The sequence below is a fragment of the Desulfosarcina alkanivorans genome, assembly GCF_009688945.1.
Classification (GTDB): domain Bacteria; phylum Desulfobacterota; class Desulfobacteria; order Desulfobacterales; family Desulfosarcinaceae; genus Desulfosarcina; species Desulfosarcina alkanivorans.
The window spans coordinates 4,445,187-4,468,603 of the sequence record NZ_AP021874.1 but is presented as its reverse complement, the minus strand read 5'-3'; the positions used below and the strand labels follow the sequence as shown (position 1 = coordinate 4,468,603).

Sequence of the window (23,417 nt, the reverse complement as noted above, 5' to 3'; positions counted from 1 at the left end):
AATGCCCGATGAAGGCATTTGGCCGAACTGGGACGTTTTGGCCTATTTCTTTTCTCTTTTCTCGGTGACACAATAGATCCCATCCCCGGTCATCCCCGGCCGGAAGCACAGGTTGTCCGACAGGCAGCGGGCCGGGCTGCGGTCGCCCGACCGCCAGCGGTTGACCAGGTCCGGTTCACGGATCAACGGCCGGGACATGGCGAAATAATCGGCGCTTTTTTCTTCCAGCAGGCGTTTGGCCACCGCCGGCGAGCGGATGCCGCCCACCAGGATCAGGGGCACGTCCAGGGCCTGTTTGAACGCCCGGGCGGCTTCCTGGAAATAGGCCTCTTTTTCCGGCTTGTTGATGTTGGGGCGGCTGGGGGAGAGCTTGCCGCCGGTGAGCAGGCCGCCGCTCAGTTCCACGGCGTCCAGCCCCGCCGCCTCCATCTGCCGGGCCGCCTCGATGCTCTCCGCAACCGTCAGGCCGCCGTCGGCGAAATCCTCGCAGTTCATTTTCACCAGCATGGGAAAATCCCCGCCCACGGCCTGGCGGATGGCCGTGATGATCGCCACGTGGAGGCGCACCCGGTTGTCCACCGTTCCGCCGTAGGCGTCGGTCCGCCGGTTGAACCAGGGCGAGAGAAACTGGCTGAGCAGGTAGCCGTGGGCGCTGTGCAGCTGGATGCCGTCGAATCCGGCGGCCCGGGCCCGGCGGGCGGCGGCGACATAGGCCGCCTTCAATTCGTCGATGGCGCCGATGGTCAGTTCGCTGCGCGGGGTTTCGGCCAGTCCGTCGAAAACAGAGGCCACCACCGGCGGCGCGCCGATGGCCTTTTCCAGGCCGAAGTGGCCGGCGTGGGCCAGCTGGGCCACGATCCGGCCGCCGGCGTTGTGTACGGCGGCGGTCATGGCTTGCAGGCCCTCGATCAGGCTGTCGTCGTAAATGCCCATCTGCCATGGGCTGGCCTGGCCGATTCTATCGACATAGGCGTGGCCGGAGACGATCAGGCCCACGCCGCCCTGGGCCAGGGCCGTCATGGTGTCGATGAGTTTGGGGGTCACACGGCCGTCTTCGGTGGCCATGCCCTCCCAGGTGGCCGAGCGGACGAACCGGTTGGACAGGGTCAGGCCGTTGATGGTGGTGGCTTCGAAAAGGGGGGAGGTGGGCATTTCATACTCCTTACAATGTTGTTTTAAATGCATTTATTGGGCTGCAACGGGTTCAATGTGATTGCGGAAACGAGTGAAAAGGATTCCAGGCGTCAAGGGGTCGAGGGGCCAAGCGCGCACCATTCATCCTCCAGTCACGTGACCCCTCGAATCCCGGACCCCTTGGATCCTTTCCGTTAGGGATTCAATTGGATCGTCAGCGTCTCTCCCTCCAGTTCCACCGGATAGGTTTTCAACGGCGTTTTCGCCGCTCCGCCCACCGGACTGCCGTCGTAGGTGAAGGTCGATTTCGAGACGCTGCAGCACTGGATGGTGCCGCTGCCGGCGATGGTGTCGATGCGGCGGCCCATGTGGGTGCAGCGGTTGGCCACGGCATAATACCGGTCGTCGTCGCCGTGGAATACCAGCAGCCGGGGATCGAGGCCGCTGCCCTCCAGGCGCACGCCGCTGCCGGTCGGTGTTAGCTCGGACATGCGGGCCAGGTCGATGCGAACGGATCCGCTTTCCACCGTCCAGGCGTCGGCGTTGACCGGCAGCGGGGTTTCGCAGATCCCGAAGATACGCTTCAGAAATTTCATTGGATGCTCCCTTTTGCAACGTTGGGGGGACAACATGAGAAAATCGTTGTTTCCCATGGATTCACTTGTGGTCCAGTCCTCAATGGATAAAGATTATAATCATTTATCAAGGCTTTCAAACCGCAGCAATGATTTTCGAATGGTGTTATGCAACGATGGGGAAAAGAACTTCTCCCGGTAGGCCCGGGGTGAGATTGCGGTGTGCTGCTTGAACAGGCGGCAGAAGGAGCTGACATCCCGGTATCCCACCGCCCAGGTGATCGCCTCGATGGTCTCGTGCGTGGTTTCCAATTTCTCTTTGGCTGCGTCGATGCGGATCCGCTGGAGGTATTTCAGGGGCAGATCTCCGGTTGCGGACTTGAAGCGCCGCTTGAAATGGCGGGGACTGATGCCCACCTCCCGGGCGATGGTATCCACGGTGTCGATGGCGGCATAATTCTCTTCGATCATTTGCTGGGCTCTCAGGACCTGGGCGTCGCCATGATTTCTCATGGGGGCAGACTGGACGTAGGGGGCCTGGCTGCTGCGGTTGGGGTCCACCAGCAGGGCTTTGGAGCAGGTGGCGGCCAGGCGGCTGGAACCGAACCGCCGGATCAGGTGCAGGGACAGATGGTAGACGGCCGTGGCCGCCCCGGTGCACAGGATGCCGTCGTCTTCGGTCAGTATGTACTGGACGTTCAGCTTCACCTTGGGATAGTGTTTTTGGAACATGCGGGCGTACTTCCAGTTGGTGGTGGCGGTTTTGCCGTCCAGCAGGCCCAGTTCGGCGAGGATGAAGGTGCCGGTGCACACCGTGGCGATGGGCACCGCATCGCGGCGCAGTGCGTCGATCCATCGTGCCAGGCGGTCCAGGTTGGCGGACATGGGGGTGACGTTGGGCAGCGTGGGGGCGATCACCAGGCAGTCGGTGGGCGCCTTCTCGTCGATCGCCCCGTGGGGCATGACCGGGATGTTGCCCAGGGCCGTCACCGGTGCACCGTCTGTGGTCAGGATTTCCGTCTCAAAGAGCGGGGTCGATTCGTTCTCTTCAAGAGACCGCTGCCAGAGGTTGGCAATGGCAAAGGCGTCGACGAGCATGGAGACACTGGAAAAAAGGGCGCCTTCGGACATCCAGAAGCTGAATTTGGGCATAATGACCTTTTGGATTTGATCACAGGGTCGCAGGTGGCAACTTGCCGTTCGGTACGTGTTTGCCGGGTGCGAAGACGGCCCGGTCCTAATTCAAGCACCCGGGAACAAGGCAGATGCGGTGCCCTGTTGAACGCTTATGGCATTTTTTGCATGAATTTTGTCACTTATGCCACTTTTCAATTGTCATGGCAAGAGATAGGGTGTCAATACGCTACTATCAAATGCACTCCGACGGACCTGTCAAAGGGGGGATCATGGGACAATGGCTCAAGACCGGATGCGTATTGTGCGCCCAGAACTGCGGACTGGAAGTGCTTGTGGAGCAAGGCCGCATGGTCAGGGTGCGGCCGGACAAGGCCAACCCGCGCAGCCGGGGCTACGCCTGCCGCAAGGGCCTCAACGTGATCTACCACCAGTATCCCGCCGACCGGCTGACCCACCCCCTCAAACGGGTGGGCGATGAGTTCGAAGCGATTTCCTGGGAGCAGGCCATGGACGAAATCGCCAGCCGGCTGCAGGCCCTGCTGGACGAACACGGTCCCCGCTGCCTGGCCTACATGGGCGGCAGCGCCCAGGGCGGACACATGGAGGCCGGTTTCGGTCTGACCCTGCTGCGGGCCCTGGGATCCCAGTATTTCTACTCCTCGGCCGGCCAGGAATTCAGCGGTTCCTGGTGGGTGTTCGGCCGCATGCTGGGCAAGCAGTACAACGTGGCCATCCCCGACGAACATGCCGCCGAGATGATGGTGGCCTGGGGATGGAACGGCATGCAGAGCCACCAGATGCCGCGGGCGCCCCTGGTCCTCAAGGGTTTTGCCGGGGATCCCGAGCGGATCCTGGTATCCGTGGACCCGCGGCGCAGCGAGACCGCCGCCATCGCCGACATCCACCTGGCCGTGCGGCCGGGCACCGACGCCCTGCTGGCCAGGGCCATGACCGCGCTGATCGTTCAGGAGGGCTGGCAGGATCAGGCCTGCCTGGATGCGCATGTGGACGGCTGGGACCGCATCCGGCCCTGGTTCGAGAATTTCGATGTGGGCGGCGCCCTGGACGTCTGCCGGGTCGATGCCGGACAGGTGCGCGCGCTCTGCCGGCTGATGACTGCCAAACGCTGGTGTCTGCACACCGACCTGGGCATTTACATGGGCCGCCACAGCACCCTCAACTCCTATCTGACCTGTATCCTGGAGGCGGTTTGCGGACGGTTCGGCGTGCGGGGCGGCAACATCATCCCCGGCATGGTCATGCCCATGGGGTTTCACGCCGATGAGCGCAGCGAGAAGACCTGGCGAACCGTGGCCACCCATATGCCCCCGGCGGCGGCCGGCTCCTTCCCGCCGGCCGTGATTCCGGAAGAAATCCTGAACGACCGCCCCGAACGGCTGCGGGCGGTGATGGTCAGCGCCTGCAACCCCCTGCGCTCCTGGCCCGATTCCCAGGCGTTGGAAAAGGCCTTCGGCGAACTGGATCTTTTGGTGGTCAACGACATCGCCATGAGCGAGACGGCCCGGCGGGCCCACTATGTGCTGCCCTGCCGCACCTTCTACGAATCCTGGGACGCGACCTTTTTTCCGTGGACCTACCCGGAGGTCTTCTTCCAGCTGCGCCGGCCGGTGGTGGATCCGCCGGGCGAGTGCCTGGAAGCCTCCCAGATCTTCACCCGCCTGGCCGACCGTCTGGGATTGATTCCCGAGATTGCCGAGGACCTGCATGCGGCCGCCCGGGGCGACCGCCTGACCTTCGGCGCCCGGCTGATGGAATATGCGGGCCAGGTTCCCGAGGCCCTGCCGCGCATGCCTTTCGTGCTGGCCCAGACCCTGGGCCGGGCCTGGGACAGCGCCGCCAAGGCCGGGCTGTGGGGACTGCTCATGACGGCGCCCAAGGCCTTTCGCAAGAACGCGGCCCGGGCCGGCTTCGCGCCGGGCATCGACCAGGGCGACCGCATCTTCCAGGCCCTGCTGGACACCCCCCAGGGACTCTGGGTGGGCAAAGCCGATGCGGACAACCCCATGGACGGCATCAAGACGCCCTCGGGCAGGATCGAGGTGTTCATCGAGGAGCTGGAGGAAGGCGTTCTGGGACTGACTCCGGAGAAGGAAGCCGCCGACCTGGCCATGCCGGCCGAATTTCCCCTGATACTCAACGCCGGGCGGCACATGAAGTACAATATCAACACCTTGATGCGCAATCCGGCGTGGAACGAAGGCAAGCGGGCCTGCACGGTCGCCATGAGCCCGGCCGATGCCGCCGCCATGGACCTCACCGACGGTCAGGACGTGAACGTCACCACCGCCGCGGGCAGCGCCGTCGGCGAACTGGAGGTCAGCGACCAGGTCCGCGACGGTATGGTGCTGGTGCCCCATGGGTTCGGATTGAATTACGCGGGCAGCGTATACGGGATCAACGCCAACCACCTGACCCGGAACACCCACCGGGACCCCATCGGTACGCCCCTGCACCGGTTCGTGCCGTGCCGGGTTGAGCCGGTCCGTGTCCATTCATAAATGGCCAGTTTGCCCTATATCTGCGTTGCGCCTGATATTTACTCCTCGGACGATCAACGAGATGCCTGCGGGTAAATTTATCGTGGGCCTTGATCTCGACCCAATATGCAGACTTCTGAACGAACACTGATATGCAGTCATCATCATTGCGAAGGAGAAGAATATGAAAACCCGCATCACCGAGTTGTTCGGCATCCGGCACCCCATCATCCAGGGCGGCATGCATTATGTGTCTTTCGCCGAACTGGCCGCGGCCGTTTCCAATGCCGGGGGGCTGGGCATCATCACGGCCCTGACCCAGAAGACGCCCGCGGACCTGGCCAGGGAGATCGCCCGCTGCCGGGAAATGACCGACAGACCCTTCGGGGTCAACCTGACCTTTCTGCCCACGGTCCATGCCGTCGACTATCCGGGCTACGTGGCTGCGATCATTGAAGGCGGGGTCAGGATCGTGGAGACCGCCGGCCGCAGCCCCGAACCGGTCATGCCGGCGCTGAAGGATGCCGGGGTCAGGGTGATCCACAAATGCACCTCGGTCCGGCATGCGTTGAAAGCCGAAGCCATCGGCTGCGACGCGGCCTCCGTGGATGGGTTCGAGTGCGGCGGCCACCCGGGCGAGGACGACATCCCCAACATGATCCTGCTGCCCCGGGCGGCCGAAGAATTGAAGATTCCCTTTGTGGCTTCCGGCGGCATGGCCGACGCCCGCAGCCTGGTGGCGTCCCTGGCGTTGGGCGCCGACGGCATCAACATGGGCACCCGCTTCATCGCCACCGTTGAGGCGCCGGTGCACGACAACGTGAAGCAGGCCATCGTGGCGGCCACCGAGCTGGACACGCGCCTGGTGATGCGGCCGCTGCGCAACACGGAGCGGGTACTCAACAACGCGGCCGTCGAGCGCCTGCTGGAGAAAGAGGTCTCCATGGGCAGCGAGCTTCAGTTCGAGGATATCATCGAAGAGGTGGTGGGCGTCTATCCCAGGGTGATGACGGAAGGCCAGGTCGATGCCGGCGTCTGGTCCTGCGGCATGGTGGCCGGCCTGATCCACGACATCCCCACCTGTCAGGCGCTGCTCGACAGCATCATGGCTGATGCCGAGGGCATCATCAGGAAGCGCCTGGAGGATCTGCTGGGTTAAAAATGCGATGGACCGGCCGGTCGCACGATATGGCCTTGCACGCATGATCCGGACGGACACGAAACAGGGGCACGGTGCGCCGCGCCCCTGCAGATGGATCTACATCAAGCCCCGTTCCTGGGCGATGTTCATATAGGTTTCGAATACATTTTTCGGGGGCACGTAGTGGCTGTCCGCCTCTTTCTGCTTCAGCTGCATGGCCTCGGTGGGGCAGTCGGTGACACACAGGCCGCATCCGATGCAGCGATCCAGGTCCACCCGGGCCGTGTCGTCGACGGCGATGGCATCCATCTGGCAGCGCTCCACGCAGGCTTCGCAGGCGGTGCAGGCCGCTTCATCCACCTGTGCGTAGTAGTTGGTGTGGACCAGCCGGGCCGGTTTGTCCAGGGTTTTCAGGTTCTTCAGCACCCCGCAGCAGCATCCACAGCACATGCAGATGTTCATGGCTTTCTGCTGATTGCCCGGCTGCAGCACCAGGCCGGCATCGACGCCTTTTTTAACGATTTCCAGGGCCTCCTGTTTGTCGATTTCGCGTCCGAGCCCGTTCTTTTCGTAGTAGTAGGCGCCGGCACCAAAGGACAGGCACACTTCCATGGGTTTATCACAGCCCTTGCCGATCATCTTCTGCTCCTTGCGGCAGATGCAGTTCGTCACCACGATTTTGGATTGTCTGTTGATGATCTCTTCTGCCGCCTCGAAGGGCATGACCGCCATTTCGGCCGATACGCTTCTGGCCACCGGCACCACGCGCAATTGCTTGGTCTTGGTGCCCAGCCAGGCCTTTTTCATCAGGGCGGGCATGTACTCGTTGACATCCCGGATCAGATCTTCATCCAGGCTGTTGACATGATATTCCCAGATGCCGATGACAAACTGGGCGGCGCTGTAAAGGGTATTGTCTTTTTTTGAGATGCGAAAAATCAGCCCTTTTTGGGCCATCGCCTCCAGGGAGGCCGCCAACTGCGCTTCATCGGTGTCCACTCGGGCGGCGATACCGGCCACCGGCTCGGGCATCATGGTCAGGGTGGTTGCGATGAGGGCCTCTTCGGGGGAGAACAGGCGTTTGAGGATGCGCATCTCAACGCCTGATTCGGTGCGCGGGTAGCCTGCGGGCAGGTTGTCCAGGTGCTGGGCCAGTTTTTCATAGACATCGGTCATCGCTCGTCTCCTTTGGCAGTTCATTTTATATACCGTTTGGTATATTGTCGTTTTGCGGGATGCGTCGCATCGCTTCGATCATCCTTTCGGCAGTATCGACGGCATTGTGCATGTAAGAGGCCTCGCCGGTCACCTTGGACAGAACGCTGCCGCCCTCCATCAGGGAAATGAGGATCTCGGCGGTCGATGGCGCATCCGTTGACGGATCGATGCAGCCTTGTTCCATGCCCTTGTCGATCAGGACGACGATGCTCCGCTTCCATCTGGCCAGGACGTCCACGGCCATCCTGCGAAGCACGGCGTGGGTGTCGTCGGCCTCCACGCCGGTGTTGAGAATGGGACAGCCGCCGTAGGCCAGGATCATGGGGTAGATCTTGCGGAAGCCGCGCGGGTAGGCCAGCAGCTTGTCCAGGGTCGAACCGGCCGTTTCGAGCTCCTTGGTGAAGAAGTCGAAGATCAGGTCGAGGTTATGCTGGAACGCGTTGACGGCCACGTCGTTCTTGTCCTTGAAATTGCCGTAAATGCTGCCCTTGGTCAGGCCCGTGGCCTCAGTGAGGTCGGACATGGATGTGCCGGCATACCCCTTTTTGTTGAAGATGGGGGCGGCGGTCTCAATGATGAACTGTCGGGTTTTTTGGGCGCGGGGCGTCGCAGCGGGTTTCATGCCGAGCTGACTATACCAATCGGTATAATTAGTCAATGGAAAGAAAAAGAAAAGGGTTCGAGGATTCGAGGGGGCAAGAGCCGGTTCTTCTCTTGAATCCTTTAGGTATAACTGGTGCCATCCCAGCAGTGCGTGCACAACTGTTCCCCGGGTAGCCCGATGGCCTCGACCAGATCGTCGAGACGCTGGTATTTCAATGAGGTCAGGTGCAGCTTTTCACGGATCCGGTCGATCATGGCCAGGTTCTTTTCCGAGCCGTGGCGGGCGTATTCGTCCAGGTGCCGGTCTTCGGCCCCTTCGAGGGTCTGGATTGCCTTGCGGCCCGCCAGATCCAGGGTTGACCGTGATGATGAGAAATTGAGAAATTCACAGGGATGGATCAGGCAGGGGCAGGCCGGGCGCATGTGCACCTCCCTGGCGCCGTATTCGAACAGGATCTGCACGTTGTCGCGCAGCTGGGTGCCTCGTACGATGGAATCTTCGCAGAAAAGGATGCGCCGGCCGTCGATGAGCTGGCGCACGGGGATCAGTTTCATGCGGGCCACCAGGTCGCGCATCCCCTGATTCTGGGGCATGAAGCTGCGCGGCCAGGTGGGGGTGTATTTGACGAAGGGTCGCCGGTAGGGCAATCGGCGCTGGTTGGCATAGCCGATGCCGTGGCCGATGCCCGAATCGGGGATGCCGCCCACGAAATCCACCGCCACATCGTCGTCACGCGCCAGGGCTGCGCCGCAGCGGTTGCGCACGTCCTCCACGTTGATGCCTTCGTATTCCGACGCCGGGTATCCGTAATACACCCACAGGAAGGCGCAGACCTGCATCCGCTGGCCGGGGGGCGATTGCTGCGTCCAGCCGTCGGGGCTGACCTGGATCACCTCGCCCGGCCCCAGGCAGTGGTCCACCTCGTAGCCCAGGTTGGGAAAGGCGCAGGTTTCCGAGCTGACGGCATAGGCGCCGTCCCGGCAGCCGATGGTCAGGGGCGTCCGCCCCAGCCGGTCGCGGGCGGCGAAGATACCCGCTTCGGTGAGCAGCAGCATCGAGCAGGAACCCTGGATGGCATCCTGTGCGTTTTTAATGCCTTCGACAAGATTGTCGGCCTCGCAGATCAGCATGGCCACCACTTCGGTGGGGTGGACCTCACCGGCGGTGGTGTCGGAAAAGTAGCTTTTTCGCCGGAAGGCCCGCTTGACGAGATCCGCCTGGTTGTTGATCTTGCCCACGGTGACGATGCCAAAGGTGCCCATGTGGGACCCCACGATCAGGGGTTGGGGATCGGTATCGCTGATCACGCCGATGCCGAAGCGGCCGTGGAAATGGTTCAGTTCGGCCTCGAATTTGGTTCGGAAATAGCTGTTTTCGATATTGTGGATGGCCCGCTGGATGCCCTTGCCGTTGCACACGGCCATGCCGCCCCGACGGGTGCCCAGGTGAGAATGATAGTCGGTTCCGTAGAAAAGGTCGGAAACGCAGTCCGATGCCGATGCAACCCCAAACAATCCGCCCATGTGACGTCCCTTTCAAATCGGTCAGGCCCCCGCCATGCAGAAGAACCATGGTGTGTCGGAAGCCGTTGCCTGGTACCCGGTTTATAAAGCCTGGAAGGCTGAACGCAATGACTCTCAATAGCTGGAGGTAAATGAAGCCGGGCCGAAAAGCAAGGGCAATGTTCCCCGGCGCTATTCACCCATGCCGGGTCGGGTCCATTTCTGCATGGCGAATACGGCGGCAAAGGCAGCCAGGCCGATACCGTCGGCCCAGTACTGGGGCCAGAACAGGCCGGCGGCGGCGATCCAGAACAGGATGGTTTCCGGCCAGGTCGCCCGGCGGATAAAATAGCGCTCGATGGCCGAGGCGAAGGCGATCAGCCCCAGAAGGGTGGTGACCACGGTCAGGCCCACCTGCCAGTGCAGCAGTTCATAACCGGGTCCCATGCCCAGCAGGGGCCGGTAGGCCATGATGATGGGGATGATGTAGAGTCCTTTGGCCAGCTTCCAGGAGGTGAAGGCCGTGCGCATGGGGTTGGCGCCGGCCACCCCGGCCCCGGCGAAACTGGCCAGGCTGACCGGCGGCGTCACGTTGGCGTCCTGGGAATACCAGAAAACGATCATGTGGCTGACCATCAGCGGAACGCCCATGTCCAGCAGGGCCGGTCCGGCCAGGGTGGCCAGAACGATGTAACTGGCGGTGACCGGAAGGCCCATGCCCAATACCAGTGAGGCGGCGCCGATGAGCAGGATGGCCAGGACCTTGATGCCGTAGCTCAGTTCCAGTACCAGGCTGGAAAATTTCAACCCCATGCCGGTAAGCGTCACCATGCCGACGATGATGCCGGCCGCAGCGCAGGCCACCGATACCATGATGGCGCTCTTGGCCCCCTTTTCCAGGGCTCTGACGATGCTCATGATTTCGCCCGCGGCAAATGCCGATGCCGTCGCACGGGCTCTGCCCTCCGCCGACGGCGTCGGGGCCACGCGCCACCGTACCGCATTGGCGGCCAGGCTGGCCGCCACCGTGCTGACCACCGCCACGAAGCCGGCCATCATGGGCGAGTAGTTGTTGACCAGCACGTAGATCAGGATCAGGACGGGAATGATGAAGTGCAGCCCCTCCCTGACCACCCGGCCCACACGGGGCAGGCTCTCCCTGGGCTGGCCTTCCAGACCGAATTTTTTGGCCTCGTAATGTACGAAAAAGAGCACGGTCACGTAATACATGACGGCCGGCATCAGGGCCACCTTGATGATGGTCAGGTAGCTGGTGTTGGTGAATTCGGCCATCAGAAAGGCCCCGGCGCCCATGATGGGGGGCATGAGCTGCCCGCCGGTGGATGCGGCCGCCTCGATGGCCCCGGCCACGTGGGGCCGGTAGCCGACCTTTTTCATCATTGGGATGGTAAACGATCCGGTGGCCACCACGTTGCCCACGGCAGATCCGGAGACCGAGCCCATGAAGCCCGAGGCCACCACCGAGGTTTTGGCCGGACCGCCGGAAAAGCGGCCGGTAAGGGCGTAGGCCAGTTCGATGAAAAAATTGCCGCCGCCGGTGGATTCCAGGAAGGCGCCGAAGAGGACGAAGACGAAGACAAAGGTTGCGGCCACGCCGATGGGCAGGCCGAAGATCCCTTCCGTGGTCAGCCACAGGGTGGTGGTGATGCGCTCGATGGAGTAGCCCTTGTGAATGATCAGTTCCGGCATCCAGGGGCCGAAATAGGCATACAGCATGGCGACCAGACAGATGCCGGTCATGATTCCGCCGATGACCCGACGGCAGGCCTCCAGCACCAGCAGGGTGCCGACGATGCTCACCGCCCGGTCGGCGGCCAGCCAGTCGCCCTGGCGCTCGAAAATTTCCGTCAGGTTGATGCAGATATAGGCCGTGCAGGCAATCGATGCGGCCACCAGCAGCCAGTCCAGGACGGTCCAGAGATTCAAGCGGTCCTTGCGGGCGGATGCAAAGGGCGGCTTGAGCAGAAAGGTCAGCACCAGAATGGCCCCCAGGTGGATGGATCGCTGGACCAGGGCCGTCAGGGTGGCAATGCCGGCGGTGTAGAGCTGGTAGAGACTCAGGCTGACCGCGACCACCATGACGATCTTCGCCGTGGTGGCGGCTAACAGGGTTTGTGGGGTATCGGTCTGGGTTGGATCGGTGTCGGGCATGGGCTTTTTCGGTGATCCGTGATCAGGGCGCAGTGAACAGTTGGGGGTGTGTTTTCCATTCACGGTCTGCCAGTCCTGGATCGCCATTTTCCTTTTGTGGTTGAGCGTATGTTGTCAGTGACCAGTGATCCGTGAACGGTGTTCGGCGGAGAATGTGTTTTCCGAGCACTGATCACCGGTCACGGTTCACCGGCTTTTCCGGTGTTGCTGTATGGGGGAACACCCGTCGCCAGGCCCGATAGGGCCAGGACACGGGGGTGGCCGAAAACTGAACCGCCACGTGGGGCGCCAGCGCGCTCAGGTTGGTCCGGGTGCCGCGCCAGACCACCGTATGATCGACGCCGGGACTGCCGATGCGAAGGACAAAATCGCCGACCGGCATGTGCATGTCTTCGATCACCTCGTAGGGTCCCCGGGTAACCATGCGGCCCACGCCGGGCATTTTGCCCATGCCCGCCCCGAACTTCAGGTAGCGCTCCTCCTCGATGAAAATCCGCCCCGACGGGTCCAGGCTGTGCATTTCCCAGATCGGAGCGTTTTCCACCGAATGAAAGTAGTGAATCGTAAAGGGTTCACCGGCTTCAAGGGGCAGCACCAGCAGCGGTGCATCCCCCTTTACCGGCGTCACGTGAAGCTCCAGCCCCCCGGCAACATGCAGGGTGCTGGATACGACCACCAGCAACAGCAGGATCACGGCAATGGAGAAACGCCTGGCCGGACGGGTGGTCATCCTGGACTTACGGCCGCAGCTTGTCGGGCACGGCGAGGCCTTTTTCCTCCAGGTACCGGATCGTTCCCGGGTGGAGGGGGATCGGTGAGTATTTCACCGCATTTTCAGGCGTGGTGTAGGCCGCCGACGGGTGAATTTTCTGCAGGTAGTCGTTGTTCTCGAAAAGCGCCTTGACCAGCCGGTAGACCATGTCCTCGTCCAGGGAGGCCTGGCAGATCATCACGTTCCAGACACCGATGGTCGCGACGGACTGATCGATACCGCGGTAGACGCCGCCGGCCAGTTCCACCGACGAATAGGTCTTGTTGGCCGCCAGTATCCGTTCGGTCTGCTCGGGGGTGAACCCGATCATGGTGATCTCGTGGGTCGTTGCCAGGTCCAGGATGGAGCTGGTGCCGGGGCCGACCGACCAGACGCCCACATCGATGGTGCCGTCCCGCAGGGCGTTGGCGCTTTCGGTAAAGGAGAGCCGGCTGTCCTTGTAAGTGCCTTTGTCGATCCCCAGGGACTTGAGCACGGCTTCGGCCATGAAGTTGGTGCCGCTGCCCGGGCTTCCGGTACTGATGCTGCGGCCCTTCACCCCCATGATGTCGGTGACGCCGGTGCTTTTCAATCCCACGATCTGCAGCAGGTTGGGGTACATGATGGCCATGGACAGAATCGCATGCTTTTTGCCCTTGAATTTGCTCAGGCCGTTGAACCCGGCCACGGCCACGTCGCCCATGACTTCGCCGATGACCGTTTCGCCCTTGTGGGCCAGTTTGACGTTTTCCACGCTGGCGCCGGTGACTTCAGCCACGGCCTTGACCCCTTTGACATGCTTGGACCAGATTTCGGCCACGCCGCCGCCATAGGGATAATAGATGCCACCGGTGCCGCCGGTGCCGATGCTGATGAAAGTGGTTCTGGCCAGGGCTGGCGATGCAAGCAGACCGGCGATGAAGATAAACACGATTGCGATGCTGATGCGTTTCATATCGAAGACCTCCTGGTTGCTTGTCAGGTTCTATTGACTCATGGTTTTGACCATCAGTGTGACCGATTCGGGCCCGCGGTCCATATCTTTCACCGGGTAGACGAACGAGGCGGTCTCTCCGGGCTGAACCAGCCCCTTGGCTGTTTTACGGGGAATCAGGCCACCGACGGCTTTGCCGTTGTCCAAAAAAATGTTGACCCGGTAACGCTGCGGCCGGTCGCTGACATTCTTGAGGCTCACATTGTAGTGCAGGGTGTCGCTGCCCTCCCATTTTTTAAGGACACATGAGAAGTCCGCCAGCTCGGCTTCCGGTGCGATGGATGTCTCGATCTTGCTGTCGGCCGCGCAGGGGAAGACTTCTCCGGGTTTGGGTTTGGGGCCGGCGCATCCCACACAAACCAGGCATGCCAGGACGGTGATGATCCCCAGGAATCTTACAACGTGCTGAAATCGCTTCATGGTTCATTCCTCCTTGCAGGTTGTCGGGTGAAAACCTAAAGCTTATTTTCAATGCCCGCGAAGGCGCATGTTTACGATCGTGCTGAAAAAGTGCTGATTACCACGCGAAGGTGACTTTAACCGGGTGGTGAAAAGAGGTGTGCAGACCCGGTTGAGCGATAATCAAAAAGACCACAGGCGGTTTTTTTTGTCAACTGTCAGCGGGCGGAGATAAATGATTCCAGTGCGTAAGATCCAACCTGAACAGGCACATTGAATGACGATTGGAGGGCAGGGGTCGAATTATTGGAAGGCTGCCTGCTGATGGTTGTCGACAGGCCAGGGAAACCGTGTTGCCTTCACCGGCATTGACCGCTTAGCCTCCCCGCGCAGTTCCTTTCCAGATTTCCAACGATAAAAGCGCTTGACAGGGAATGCGGCCTTTCATATACATATACACCCTATATGTATACAAGGAGGTTGAAATGTCTTTATGCGGAGATGACCATCCTAAATTGATTGCCAGGATAAATCGAATCGAAGGGCAGGTGCGCGGGTTAAAAAAAATGGTGAAAGACGATCGAGACTGTCTTCAAGTGCTTAAACAGATCGCCGCAGCCGGCGGTGCATTGAGATCGTTGGGATCGGTTATTTTGGAAGATCACCTCAAGGGCTGTGTGGCGACGGCTATCCAAAACAAGGACCATGAAGCGGAATTGATAACAGAAGTTGTCGACATTTTTAACAAGTTCAGCAGATAGGACATGAAGCTATGATCGGTCGTTTTTCCAAACTGGGTGTATATCATGAATTGTTCAGAATGAGAGACTTTTACCTGGCGTTCGCTGCGGCAATTATAGCGTTATTGAGCTTTGTCATTGATTACGGACAAGCGTCGACCGGTATTGTTGGAAATGCGCTGGCCATCATTTCGGTTGCCATAAACGGGTTCCCGATCATCTGGGGCGCGATCAAGGGGCTTATTGACCGGGAAGTCAATGTCGACGAACTGGTCAGCCTTGCCATTATTGCCAGCCTGATCCAGGGAGAGTTCTTAACCGCAGCGGTTGTCAGTTTTGTAATGACCTTCGGTGGATTAATCGAAAAGGTAACCAGTGAATCCGCCCGCAAGGCAATCCAAACGCTTGTCCGTATCGCACCCGAAACGGCGACCGTGCTGACAGGCGAGGAAGAAAAAACCGTGCCCATCGATACGGTTTGTGTTGGGGATCATATTCTCATTAAGCCGGGGGAACGGATTCCCGTAGATGCCCGAATTCTCTCCGGTGTTTCCACTGTGGATGAGTCGGCAATGACCGGCGAACCCCTGCCGGTTGAAAAACAGACCGGAGATGTCATTTTGGCCGGCACCTTGAATCATAATGGTGTGATCCAGGCGGCGGTAACGAAAGTTGGTCAGGACACCACCCTGGGCAAGGTGATCAAGCTGATCAGCCAGGCCGAACTACACCGTCCCGAAGCCGTTAGACTCATTGATCGGTATGCAACCTGGTTCACACCCGTCATATTGGGCTGTTCGGTGATTACCTGGATAATTACCGGAGATATCAGCCGAGCGGTTGCCGTATTGATTGTTGGATGCCCGTGTGCCTTGATACTGGCAGCCCCTACTGCGACGGTAGCGGCGATAGGGAGAGCTGCCAAGGCTGGAATTTTAGTGAAAGGGGGCCAGTACCTCGAAAGGGCCGCGTCAGTGAAGGCGGTATTGTTCGATAAAACAGGAACCCTGACCCTGGGCGAGCCCAGGGTCGAGGACATTGCCTGCACTGAAGGCATCGCAAAAGAAGCGGTACTCTCCTGCGCTGCCAGTGCCGAGCAGCATTGCTCGCACCCGCTGGCCCGAGCGATATTGAAAGCAGCACATTATGCCAAGGTCGTCGTGAGCGGAGCCGAAAATGCGTTCCAGGAAATTGGACTCGGCGTTCGAGCGATGGTGGATGGCGTCCTGGTAGAAGTCGGGAGTGTTTCCGCCGGTGACAATTCGGCCGCGTTGCCAAGTAATCTCCAACAATGCATCGACACCTCGCTTGCGCGTGGTATCACGCCGCTGGTGGTTTATCGTGATCAAACGCCTGTTGGCGTGCTGAATGTTACCGATCAGGTCCGACCCCTTGCCCATTCGACGGTCAATCGGTTCAATCAGCTTGGAATCGAAGCGATGGCCATTTTATCCGGCGATCATGACAAGGCCGTTCAACGAGTTGCCGACACCGTCGGAATCGGTCAAGTTTATTCACGGCTCAAACCCCAGGACAAAGTGGGTGTCATCAAGGAATATCAATCGCGAAAGTTGCCGGTGATGTTTGTCGGTGACGGGATAAACGATGCGCCGGCACTGGCCGTTTCTCAGGTCGGTGTGGCCATGGGTGCTGCGGGAACCGATGTGGCATTGGAGACGGCAGACATCGCCCTGACCCATGACAACATATCCAAGCTGCCGTGGTTGATACGGCTGTCTCGACGGATGCTGAGCATTATCAGGCTCAACATTGTGTTCGGACTGGCATTCAATGGAGTGGCCGTAGTTGCTGGCGGCATGGGTTGGTTGACGCCAATAATGGCCGCCATCGTTCACAATGTCGGCAGCGTCCTGGTTGTTTTTGCATCAGCGAGTTTGGCCTTCTTTGCGGAAAACAGGGATGCCTGAATGTATGCGAGGCGAAGGTGCTTTTCCTGAAGAGTGTAATCCTGCTATCCTGATAATGTAGATAGTGCCCATCCATAAATGGCCAATTTGTCCGATATCTGCGTTGCGCTCAAATTTTTATCCTCGGAATATCAGCCATATGCCTGCGGTAAAATTTTTCGCGCGCCTTGATCTCAACCCAATTTGCCTATTTCTGGATGAACACTAGATAAATAATTATTCCATTTGATACCGGTATGCGTAAAAGGGCTTGACATGCGGAGGTTGATTCGATTAATTAGGATAACCTATAAAAAATAGAATAATCTAACAATGAGGTTTTCGTTATGGTATCTGCTGCCAGGGAAGAGATGGTGGAAAAACCCCTGACTTCCGTCATGGAAGACTACTTGGAGGCGATTTTCGATCTGGACAAGGAGAAGCGAGTGGTTCGCGTCAAAGATATCGCCAAGCGAATGAACGTAAAAATGCCCACCGTTTCCAGTATGCTCAAAACCTTGAATACCCGGGGGTTGGTGAACTACGAAAAATACGAATACGTGGAACTGACCAAAGGCGGAATGGACGTCGGGCAGGAAATGCGGCGCAGACATGGGGTCCTGCTCAAGTTTCTGACCGAAATCTTAAAGGTTGATCTCCCAACTGCTGATGAAGAAGCGTGTAAAATGGAGCATGCGCTCAGTTCTGAAACCTTGGACAGACTGACCGATTTTATGGCCTTCATCCAGGTATGTCCCCGTACAGGGGAGGACTGGCTTCGGTTTTTCGACGACTACCGATCAAATGGTCACCGACCGGAAGCCTGCAAAACACGCTGTGAAACCTTTTCTTCTGATATAAACAACTATATTGAGTCTTCCCAATAATCCTGACCCCTTGTTGACAAGACCGGTCACGGACAAGAATTCAGGGTTTTAACCGCCTTCAAGGGAAAAAGTTGCAGGCGGTGTTTTTTTAATTTAATTGTTAGAATACTCTATTAAAGAAAGGACATACTATTGTCATGGGGGTGGATAAAAAAGAATTGGTCGATGTGCTGAATGCCAGCGTTAAGGATCTGCAAAAGGGCATTGATATGCATTGTTGCCTGATAACCTCCATCGTGGAGGAGCGGTTGAACGAGAACAACCTGCAGCCGATATTGGATCGCTGTCCCAAGCGATCACGGGAACTCAGGTTGGAAAAAGCGATTACTGACGCTATCGACGTTCTGGAGGAGAGCCGAAAAGCATTTAAATCCAAAAAACTTGAAGGATTGCGTAAACAACTCACCCATGTGCTGATCGACGTGGAATAATATCGGCAAGGGAGGTCTTACGGGTTCCATGTCTTTGAAATGGAATGGAACAAGTGAAGGCGTAACTCAAGATCGAAAATGATCGAGATACGCCTTTTTTTATGGGGCGGTCTGATTCAATAGTGATCGATCAAAGCGAAAAAATATCCAGGGAGGACATGACGATGTTAATGAAAAAACATCCTGTTAATGATGGTGTAACACGAATGCATGATCCGGATGAACCGGTCTCCGGCCTTGAGGGCCGGTTTAGAATCTGAGAGACCAGCCACTGTTTCAAATGTCCGGTGGTCGGGATGTGCCTGAACCTTGCCGAGCAGCGGCAGCTGCTTAAAAAAATGGGCTTGCTTAAAAAAAATGACAGCCCTTTCGAGATGCACGAGAAGATGGTTTCCGTTATGGATAGCGAAAACCGGTTGTCACGGCGAATCGACAACCTGCTCGAACGCAAATTCGGAAAGCAGGCAGCCGTGCTGCTCAAACTCGACGAGAAGGCCATATTGGCGCATTTCAAGGAGGCGTTGGCATCCGGGGATGCTGCCGCAGTGTTGTGGGCCACGGCAGTCGGCCCCGATTTATCCACGGCATGTCGCCGGGAAATCTTCGGCGACATTCACATGACCATGCACTGGAACGGCGAACAGCTGATGCAATTCAAGCGGAAACTGTCCCGGCAGCAACATGATCTGGACAGGGTGCAGCAGCGCTTCAATGATTCTGCCCGGCAACGGCGATCATTGAAAAAAGAAGTCAACAGCCACAAGCGGGAACAGAAAGATTTGCTGTGTAAACTATCCGCTGCGACGATAGAGAACTGCACGTTGCATAAAACCCTCCACGAACTCAGCAGTCGCGATGGTACGTACGATCAAGATCATGAGTGCAGGAGGTTGCAGCTCGTTTGCGAGGGACTCGGCGAGCAATTAGCGGCAGCACAAGTTAAGATAGCGACCCTTGAGGAAAAAAACAGCCAGCTTTTATCGCAGCTGGGCCAGCAACTCGAAATGGAAAAACATTTTCGAGAGGAAGCCCGGGCGATCATCACCGAGATGTCGTCGATGAACCGCTGTGATGAAAGCTGTCCCTCGTTTGATCTATGCAAAAAAAGAATTCTGATCGTCGGCGGGGTCACGCGCATGGAATCCTTGTATCGCGAATTGATTGAGGGCAGCAACGGTGTCTTCGAGTACCACGACGGGTATGTCAAAAAAGGAGCCAGGGATATAGAATCCCGCCTCAAAAGGGCTGACATGGTGCTTTGTCCGGTCAACTGCAACAGCCATGCGGCCTGTTCCATTGTTAAAAATTTAGGCAAAAAGCATAACAAAACGGTTCATATACTGGCCAATTCAAGCTTAAGTACCGTATCCCAGGTGATTTGGGGCAAGACAGGTAACGCTGCATGCACGCTCAACTGATCCGGGAAATTCGAGAAGTATTCTTTTAAAGGACTTAACCCCTTCATGGAGGACGTTCCGATGAGCATCAATTTCCAAGTTGAATTCAAAAAAAGCAACGGAAATCAGCATGTCAATCCCAGAGGCGATTTTGATGGCAGTGCCGCATGGGAGTTAATTAAGGTGCTGCACGAACAATATGATGGCAGAGGACAGGTCTACATTGAGACCAGTAATCTGCGGGAATTGTGCCCTTTTGGCTGCAGCACGTTTCAGTGTGGTCTGAATCGAAAGCACCTTCCCGCCGATCGACTCATTTTCAAAGGGGAAAAGGGGGTCGACATGGCACCCAAGGGAAGTAACGTCATCGAGTCTTTTCCAAAGCACCGGTGACCAGGGAACTGCGCGAATTGTGTTTGTTCCCAAAAAAAGAAAAACCATTGAGAAAATAGAATCCAGGGGCTTTTCATATGGAAGCTGCAGAGGATAAACATATTCGTGTCGAAATTGGTGAAAAGACCCTGCTTCGCCTCTTGGCAGGTGGTCAGGTTTGTGCAGCGGACTTAAATTGCCTGGATTGTGATTCGAAAAAACGCCTCTGCCGCCTCTGCCTGCAAAGCTGTGCAGATACAATAGCAGGGGGCCTCGGAGGGATGTTGGTGCAAAGGGCAACCTGTAAGGGTGTGGATGTTGTCGTTTGGGCAAAGTAACCGTCGATTCATTGGCCTGACGATCAGCAAGCATATAGGCGACCTTGCGAGAATTCGAAGGCACCGCCAACCCCATTAGTGATGGGTCGTTGGGATTGACGGGTTCTGCGACCGTCATTTTCCTCGCTGGCAGGAAAAAACAAAAATTAGCTTGACATCCCTTAGCCGATATGAAATTTAGTTCTCTCACTTAGTTAGAAGGCTCTATCTAAGCGAGAAGGGTCTTACGGCTTTCGGCCATAAAATGGTGCGGGGGAAGTGAAGGCGTAGCACGGGGCGCGACAGATACGTTCCGGCCACGCCTTTTTTTTGGTCTTGACGATGATTGAATTTGAATCCATGCGGCATTTATGTATGGAAATTAAAAACCGTTTTCGTGGGACAGAAAGAGCATATGATCAAGCAAAAAACCTCCCGGCCGTCTTTCCCGCTTGCCATGGCAGGAGATGGTGAAATGGTTCGAATTGTATCATTTCGTCACGGGCGAAACTTTCAAGAACGACTGCTTAGCATGGGCATTCAGCTGGACGATGTGGTCAAGGTTCAGCAGCGCCGGGACAAAGGAGCCGTCGTTATTTCCAAGGAGAACACCCGCTATGCACTCGGCGGTGGGATGGCGCTAAAAATTCACGTGATAAAGGAGACCTGAACGATGGGAAGAAAATTGGCAGACATGTCTGTTGGAGATCGAGGCCGCGTGACCGGTTTTGAAAAAGGGCTCGAAAAGTACCGCACCAAACTCATATCCATGGGACTGATTAAAGGTACCACGTTCACGATTAACCGGGTAGCGCCCATGGGTGATCCGGTAGAAATTGAAGTGCGCGGTTACAACCTTAGCTTGCGTAAAGACGAAGCAACGGCACTTTTTGTGGAGGGAGTATAAAAATGAGTGATTTTACCATTGGCGTGGTTGGCAACCCCAACTGTGGAAAAACAACATTGTTCAACGCCTTGACCGGTGCAAGGCAACGTGTTGGCAACTGGCCGGGAGTTACCGTAGACCGAAAGACAGGTTCCTACCGGCATAAAGCACATCGGGTCGAGGTGGTCGATACGCCGGGCATCTATTCGCTTTCCGCTGCTTCATTGGACGAGGAGGTGGCCAGAGACTATATCCTCTCCGGCGAGGCCGATCTTATTGTAAATATCGTCGATGCCTCGAATATCGAGCGTAATCTTTACCTCACCACCCAGCTGCTGGAGATGCGCCCCCCCTTGTTAATCGCACTGAACATGATGGATATCGCAAAGGAACGGGGGGTCGAAATCGATGTGGACAGCCTGGCCAAACAGCTTGGATGCCCGGTTGTTCCGCTGGTGGTTTCCAAAAACCAAGGCGTCGCCCATCTGAAAAATGTCATCAACGAAGCGGCCGCTGAAAAAAAACGATCGACGGCTGGAATCTCCTATCCGGTAGGAATCCAGGAAGCAGCGGCTGAGCTGCGGCCGCTTGTTCAAGAGGTGGCCAAAACAAAACAGTATGACGCCGGCTGGATGGCGCTCAAGCTCCTTGAAAATGACGAACAGGTTGGCACAATGGTTAGCCGTGAAGCACTGGCCCAAACGGAACGACTGCAGCAGGCCATTGAGGACAAGCTCGAGGACGACGCCGAGATTCTTATCGCCACCGCCCGATATGGATTCATCAACTGGTTGACCAAAGACACGATTAGGAAGACCCGCCAGGTAGCCGATTCCATTACGGACAAGCTCGACAAGGTTTTCCTCAGCCGGATTTACGGAATCCCCATTTTTCTGTTGGCAATGTACCTCATGTTCATGTTTACCATCAATCTGGGTGGTGCTTTTATCGATTTTTTCGATATTTTTACCGGCGCCATTGTTGTCGATGGGTTCGGCGCACTGCTGGCGAACCTAAACGCTCCCGAATGGCTGGTCACGGTTCTGGCGGGGGGCATTGGGGGCGGTATCCAGACCATGGCCACCTTTATCCCGCCCATTGGTTTCATGTTCCTCTTTCTGTCCTTTCTTGAAGACTCGGGGTACATGGCCAGGGCCGCTTTTGTAATGGATCGTTTCATGCGAGTCATCGGCCTGCCTGGCAAAGCGTTTATTCCCATGCTGGTCGGCTTCGGCTGCAATGTCCCGGCGATCATGGCGACCCGAACACTGGAAAGTGAGCGGGACCGCACGTTGACCATCATGATGAACCCGTTTATGTCCTGCGGCGCGCGGCTGCCGGTGTATGCGCTTTTTGCCGCTGCCTTCTTTCCGACCGGCGGCCAGAACCTGGTCTTTCTACTTTACCTGATCGGTATCGGTTTTGCGGTGATTACCGGCCTGGTACTTAAAAATACCATGCTAAAGGGAGAAATCACCCCTTTTGTCATGGAACTGCCTCCCTATCATTTACCGACGTTAAAAGCCGTCCTATTGCGCAGCTATGAGCGATTGACAACATTTTTGTTCAAGGCCGGCAAGGTGTTGATACCGGTAATTGTTGTGTTGTCCTTCCTTAACTCATTGGGTACCGACGGCACTTTTGGAAACGAAGACAGTGAGAACTCGGCCCTGGCTTCGATCAGCAAATCCATTACACCGGCCCTCAAGCCATTTGGCGTTACCGATGAGAACTGGCCGGCAACCGTAGGTGTGTTCACCGGTATTTTTGCCAAAGAAGCTGTCGTCGGCACGTTGGATGCGTTGTATGGCACAATGGACGCTGCCGCGTCAGGAGAAGAGCAAGAAGGCGTCAGCTTCTGGGGTGCGATTGGTGAATCCTTCGCCAGCATTCCAGCCAATTTGTCAGATCTGGGTGGTACCTTGCTGGATCCACTCGGCCTTTCAGTCGGCGATGTCAGGGATCCGGCCGCTGCAGCTAAAGGGCAAGACGTCAGTGAGGGAACCTTCAGTTCCATGGTGACCTTGTTTGGATCCAAAGTGGCAGCTTTTGCCTATCTGCTTTTCATTCTGCTTTACTTTCCCTGCAGTGCAGCCATAGCCGCCGTTTATCGCGAAACCAACCTCAAATGGACGGCATTCGCCGGCTTCTGGACGACGTTCATGGCCTATTTTGCTGCGGTCGTTTTTTATCAGGTGGCGACTTTTGGCAGCCACCCGGCATCGTCAACGATGTGGGTGCTGGTGATGGCGGTCGCATTCGCGGCAGTTGTCGGCATATTGAAAATGATCGGCAGGAGAGATCAGGCGGAATTGGCCCTTGTTGCCGGTGCCAAGGCTTGAAATATTTCCATGA

General features: G+C 57.5%; 22 protein-coding genes. 12 read left to right on the top strand and 10 right to left on the bottom strand.

Annotation, left to right across the window (positions count from 1 at the left end; genetic code table 11):
* Positions 1–42: 42 nt before the first annotated feature.
* From DSCA_RS19535 to DSCA_RS19525, 3 genes are all read right to left on the bottom strand, one after another.
* Positions 43–1,152 carry an NADH:flavin oxidoreductase gene (locus tag DSCA_RS19535; RefSeq protein WP_155318024.1) on the bottom strand — a complete coding sequence of 370 codons (1,110 nt, stop codon included), beginning with the start codon at positions 1,150–1,152 and terminating at the stop codon, positions 43–45.
* A 176-nt stretch (positions 1,153–1,328) separates the two neighbouring features.
* Positions 1,329–1,730, bottom strand: a complete 402-nt coding sequence (locus tag DSCA_RS19530) for a QcrA and Rieske domain-containing protein (protein ID WP_155318023.1) — start codon at positions 1,728–1,730, stop codon at positions 1,329–1,331.
* 99 nt (positions 1,731–1,829) lie between these two features.
* Positions 1,830–2,861 (bottom strand): GlxA family transcriptional regulator, encoded by a 1,032-nt coding sequence (locus tag DSCA_RS19525; RefSeq protein WP_155318022.1) that lies wholly within the window; start codon positions 2,859–2,861, stop codon positions 1,830–1,832.
* Between the two features lie 254 nt (positions 2,862–3,115).
* On the opposite strand from DSCA_RS19525, the gene DSCA_RS19520 reads away from it, so the two are divergent.
* Positions 3,116–5,365 carry a molybdopterin-containing oxidoreductase family protein gene (locus DSCA_RS19520; RefSeq protein WP_155318021.1) on the top strand — a complete coding sequence of 750 codons (2,250 nt, stop codon included), beginning with the start codon at positions 3,116–3,118 and terminating at the stop codon, positions 5,363–5,365.
* Between the two features lie 163 nt (positions 5,366–5,528).
* Complete coding sequence (locus tag DSCA_RS19515; protein ID WP_155318020.1) at positions 5,529–6,503, top strand: NAD(P)H-dependent flavin oxidoreductase; 975 nt, start codon at positions 5,529–5,531, stop codon at positions 6,501–6,503.
* Between the two features lie 99 nt (positions 6,504–6,602).
* Here the strand turns inward: DSCA_RS19515 and DSCA_RS19510 are convergent, their stop codons facing one another.
* The 7 genes from DSCA_RS19510 to DSCA_RS19480 form a co-directional block, all read right to left on the bottom strand.
* A complete protein-coding gene (locus DSCA_RS19510) occupies positions 6,603–7,661 on the bottom strand; it encodes a 4Fe-4S binding protein (RefSeq protein ID WP_155318019.1) in 1,059 nt (352 codons plus the stop codon).
* Positions 7,662–7,686: 25 nt separating this feature from the next.
* Positions 7,687–8,325: a TetR/AcrR family transcriptional regulator gene (locus tag DSCA_RS19505; RefSeq protein WP_155318018.1), complete on the bottom strand. Its 639-nt coding sequence runs from the start codon at positions 8,323–8,325 to the stop codon at positions 7,687–7,689.
* 101 nt (positions 8,326–8,426) lie between these two features.
* Complete coding sequence (locus tag DSCA_RS19500; RefSeq protein ID WP_155318017.1) at positions 8,427–9,830, bottom strand: amidophosphoribosyltransferase; 1,404 nt, start codon at positions 9,828–9,830, stop codon at positions 8,427–8,429.
* A 171-nt stretch (positions 9,831–10,001) separates the two neighbouring features.
* On the bottom strand, positions 10,002–11,981 hold the full coding sequence (locus tag DSCA_RS19495) for a TRAP transporter permease (protein ID WP_155318016.1): 1,980 nt from the start codon (positions 11,979–11,981) through the stop codon (positions 10,002–10,004).
* A 172-nt stretch (positions 11,982–12,153) separates the two neighbouring features.
* Positions 12,154–12,711, bottom strand: coding sequence for a DUF1850 domain-containing protein (locus DSCA_RS19490; RefSeq protein ID WP_155318015.1), 558 nt, complete (start codon positions 12,709–12,711; stop codon positions 12,154–12,156).
* 7 nt (positions 12,712–12,718) lie between these two features.
* Positions 12,719–13,687, bottom strand: a complete 969-nt coding sequence (locus DSCA_RS19485; protein ID WP_155318014.1) for a TAXI family TRAP transporter solute-binding subunit — start codon at positions 13,685–13,687, stop codon at positions 12,719–12,721.
* Positions 13,688–13,717: 30 nt separating this feature from the next.
* Entirely contained in the window at positions 13,718–14,146 is a 429-nt protein-coding gene (locus tag DSCA_RS19480; RefSeq protein WP_155318013.1) for a hypothetical protein, read from the bottom strand.
* A gap of 464 nt (positions 14,147–14,610) precedes the next feature.
* Here DSCA_RS19480 and DSCA_RS19475 point away from each other — a divergent pair, with 464 nt between their 5' ends.
* The 10 genes from DSCA_RS19475 to feoB all read left to right on the top strand — a co-directional run bounded on the left by DSCA_RS19475 (position 14,611) and on the right by feoB (position 23,404).
* The gene (locus DSCA_RS19475) at positions 14,611–14,886 is read left to right on the top strand and encodes a metal-sensitive transcriptional regulator (RefSeq protein WP_155318012.1); all 276 of its coding nucleotides are present in this window, start codon (positions 14,611–14,613) and stop codon (positions 14,884–14,886) included.
* Positions 14,887–14,897: 11 nt separating this feature from the next.
* Positions 14,898–16,793, top strand: coding sequence for a heavy metal translocating P-type ATPase (locus DSCA_RS19470; RefSeq protein ID WP_155318011.1), 1,896 nt, complete (start codon positions 14,898–14,900; stop codon positions 16,791–16,793).
* Between the two features lie 350 nt (positions 16,794–17,143).
* Complete coding sequence (locus tag DSCA_RS19465; protein ID WP_231716220.1) at positions 17,144–17,659, top strand: metal-dependent transcriptional regulator; 516 nt, start codon at positions 17,144–17,146, stop codon at positions 17,657–17,659.
* 137 nt (positions 17,660–17,796) lie between these two features.
* Positions 17,797–18,090: a hypothetical protein gene (locus tag DSCA_RS19460; RefSeq protein WP_155318009.1), complete on the top strand. Its 294-nt coding sequence runs from the start codon at positions 17,797–17,799 to the stop codon at positions 18,088–18,090.
* Between the two features lie 296 nt (positions 18,091–18,386).
* The gene (locus tag DSCA_RS19455; RefSeq protein ID WP_155318008.1) at positions 18,387–19,508 is read left to right on the top strand and encodes a DUF2325 domain-containing protein; all 1,122 of its coding nucleotides are present in this window, start codon (positions 18,387–18,389) and stop codon (positions 19,506–19,508) included.
* A gap of 60 nt (positions 19,509–19,568) precedes the next feature.
* Positions 19,569–19,880 (top strand): hypothetical protein, encoded by a 312-nt coding sequence (locus DSCA_RS19450; RefSeq protein ID WP_155318007.1) that lies wholly within the window; start codon positions 19,569–19,571, stop codon positions 19,878–19,880.
* A gap of 77 nt (positions 19,881–19,957) precedes the next feature.
* Positions 19,958–20,197: a hypothetical protein gene (locus tag DSCA_RS19445; protein WP_155318006.1), complete on the top strand. Its 240-nt coding sequence runs from the start codon at positions 19,958–19,960 to the stop codon at positions 20,195–20,197.
* Between the two features lie 394 nt (positions 20,198–20,591).
* Positions 20,592–20,846 (top strand): FeoA family protein, encoded by a 255-nt coding sequence (locus tag DSCA_RS19440; RefSeq protein WP_155318005.1) that lies wholly within the window; start codon positions 20,592–20,594, stop codon positions 20,844–20,846.
* A 3-nt stretch (positions 20,847–20,849) separates the two neighbouring features.
* Positions 20,850–21,083, top strand: a complete 234-nt coding sequence (locus DSCA_RS19435) for a FeoA family protein (RefSeq protein ID WP_155318004.1) — start codon at positions 20,850–20,852, stop codon at positions 21,081–21,083.
* Positions 21,084–21,085: 2 nt separating this feature from the next.
* Entirely contained in the window at positions 21,086–23,404 is a 2,319-nt protein-coding gene (gene feoB, locus DSCA_RS19430; protein ID WP_155318003.1) for a Fe(2+) transporter permease subunit FeoB, read from the top strand.
* The last annotated feature ends 13 nt before the right edge of the window (positions 23,405–23,417 follow it).

Bases quoted from the DNA above. Each gene is read 5' to 3' on its own strand.
- DSCA_RS19475 (WP_155318012.1), top strand. From the start codon at position 14,611: ATGTCTTTATGCGGAGATGACCATCCTAAATTGATTGCCAGGATAAAT.
- DSCA_RS19520 (WP_155318021.1), top strand. From the start codon at position 3,116: ATGGGACAATGGCTCAAGACCGGATGCGTATTGTGCGCCCAGAACTGC.
- DSCA_RS19440 (WP_155318005.1), top strand. From the start codon at position 20,592: ATGATCAAGCAAAAAACCTCCCGGCCGTCTTTCCCGCTTGCCATGGCA.
- DSCA_RS19450 (WP_155318007.1), top strand. From the start codon at position 19,569: ATGAGCATCAATTTCCAAGTTGAATTCAAAAAAAGCAACGGAAATCAG.
- DSCA_RS19445 (WP_155318006.1), top strand. From the start codon at position 19,958: ATGGAAGCTGCAGAGGATAAACATATTCGTGTCGAAATTGGTGAAAAG.
- DSCA_RS19510 (WP_155318019.1), bottom strand. From the start codon at position 7,661: ATGACCGATGTCTATGAAAAACTGGCCCAGCACCTGGACAACCTGCCC.
- DSCA_RS19525 (WP_155318022.1), bottom strand. From the start codon at position 2,861: ATGCCCAAATTCAGCTTCTGGATGTCCGAAGGCGCCCTTTTTTCCAGT.
- DSCA_RS19455 (WP_155318008.1), top strand. From the start codon at position 18,387: ATGTGCCTGAACCTTGCCGAGCAGCGGCAGCTGCTTAAAAAAATGGGC.
- DSCA_RS19500 (WP_155318017.1), bottom strand. From the start codon at position 9,830: ATGGGCGGATTGTTTGGGGTTGCATCGGCATCGGACTGCGTTTCCGAC.
- DSCA_RS19480 (WP_155318013.1), bottom strand. From the start codon at position 14,146: ATGAAGCGATTTCAGCACGTTGTAAGATTCCTGGGGATCATCACCGTC.
- DSCA_RS19535 (WP_155318024.1), bottom strand. From the start codon at position 1,152: ATGCCCACCTCCCCCCTTTTCGAAGCCACCACCATCAACGGCCTGACC.
- DSCA_RS19470 (WP_155318011.1), top strand. From the start codon at position 14,898: ATGATCGGTCGTTTTTCCAAACTGGGTGTATATCATGAATTGTTCAGA.
- DSCA_RS19465 (WP_231716220.1), top strand. From the start codon at position 17,144: ATGGTGGAAAAACCCCTGACTTCCGTCATGGAAGACTACTTGGAGGCG.
- DSCA_RS19495 (WP_155318016.1), bottom strand. From the start codon at position 11,981: ATGCCCGACACCGATCCAACCCAGACCGATACCCCACAAACCCTGTTA.
- DSCA_RS19460 (WP_155318009.1), top strand. From the start codon at position 17,797: ATGGGGGTGGATAAAAAAGAATTGGTCGATGTGCTGAATGCCAGCGTT.
- DSCA_RS19435 (WP_155318004.1), top strand. From the start codon at position 20,850: ATGGGAAGAAAATTGGCAGACATGTCTGTTGGAGATCGAGGCCGCGTG.
- feoB (WP_155318003.1), top strand. From the start codon at position 21,086: ATGAGTGATTTTACCATTGGCGTGGTTGGCAACCCCAACTGTGGAAAA.
- DSCA_RS19490 (WP_155318015.1), bottom strand. From the start codon at position 12,711: ATGACCACCCGTCCGGCCAGGCGTTTCTCCATTGCCGTGATCCTGCTG.
- DSCA_RS19505 (WP_155318018.1), bottom strand. From the start codon at position 8,325: ATGAAACCCGCTGCGACGCCCCGCGCCCAAAAAACCCGACAGTTCATC.
- DSCA_RS19485 (WP_155318014.1), bottom strand. From the start codon at position 13,687: ATGAAACGCATCAGCATCGCAATCGTGTTTATCTTCATCGCCGGTCTG.
- DSCA_RS19530 (WP_155318023.1), bottom strand. From the start codon at position 1,730: ATGAAATTTCTGAAGCGTATCTTCGGGATCTGCGAAACCCCGCTGCCG.
- DSCA_RS19515 (WP_155318020.1), top strand. From the start codon at position 5,529: ATGAAAACCCGCATCACCGAGTTGTTCGGCATCCGGCACCCCATCATC.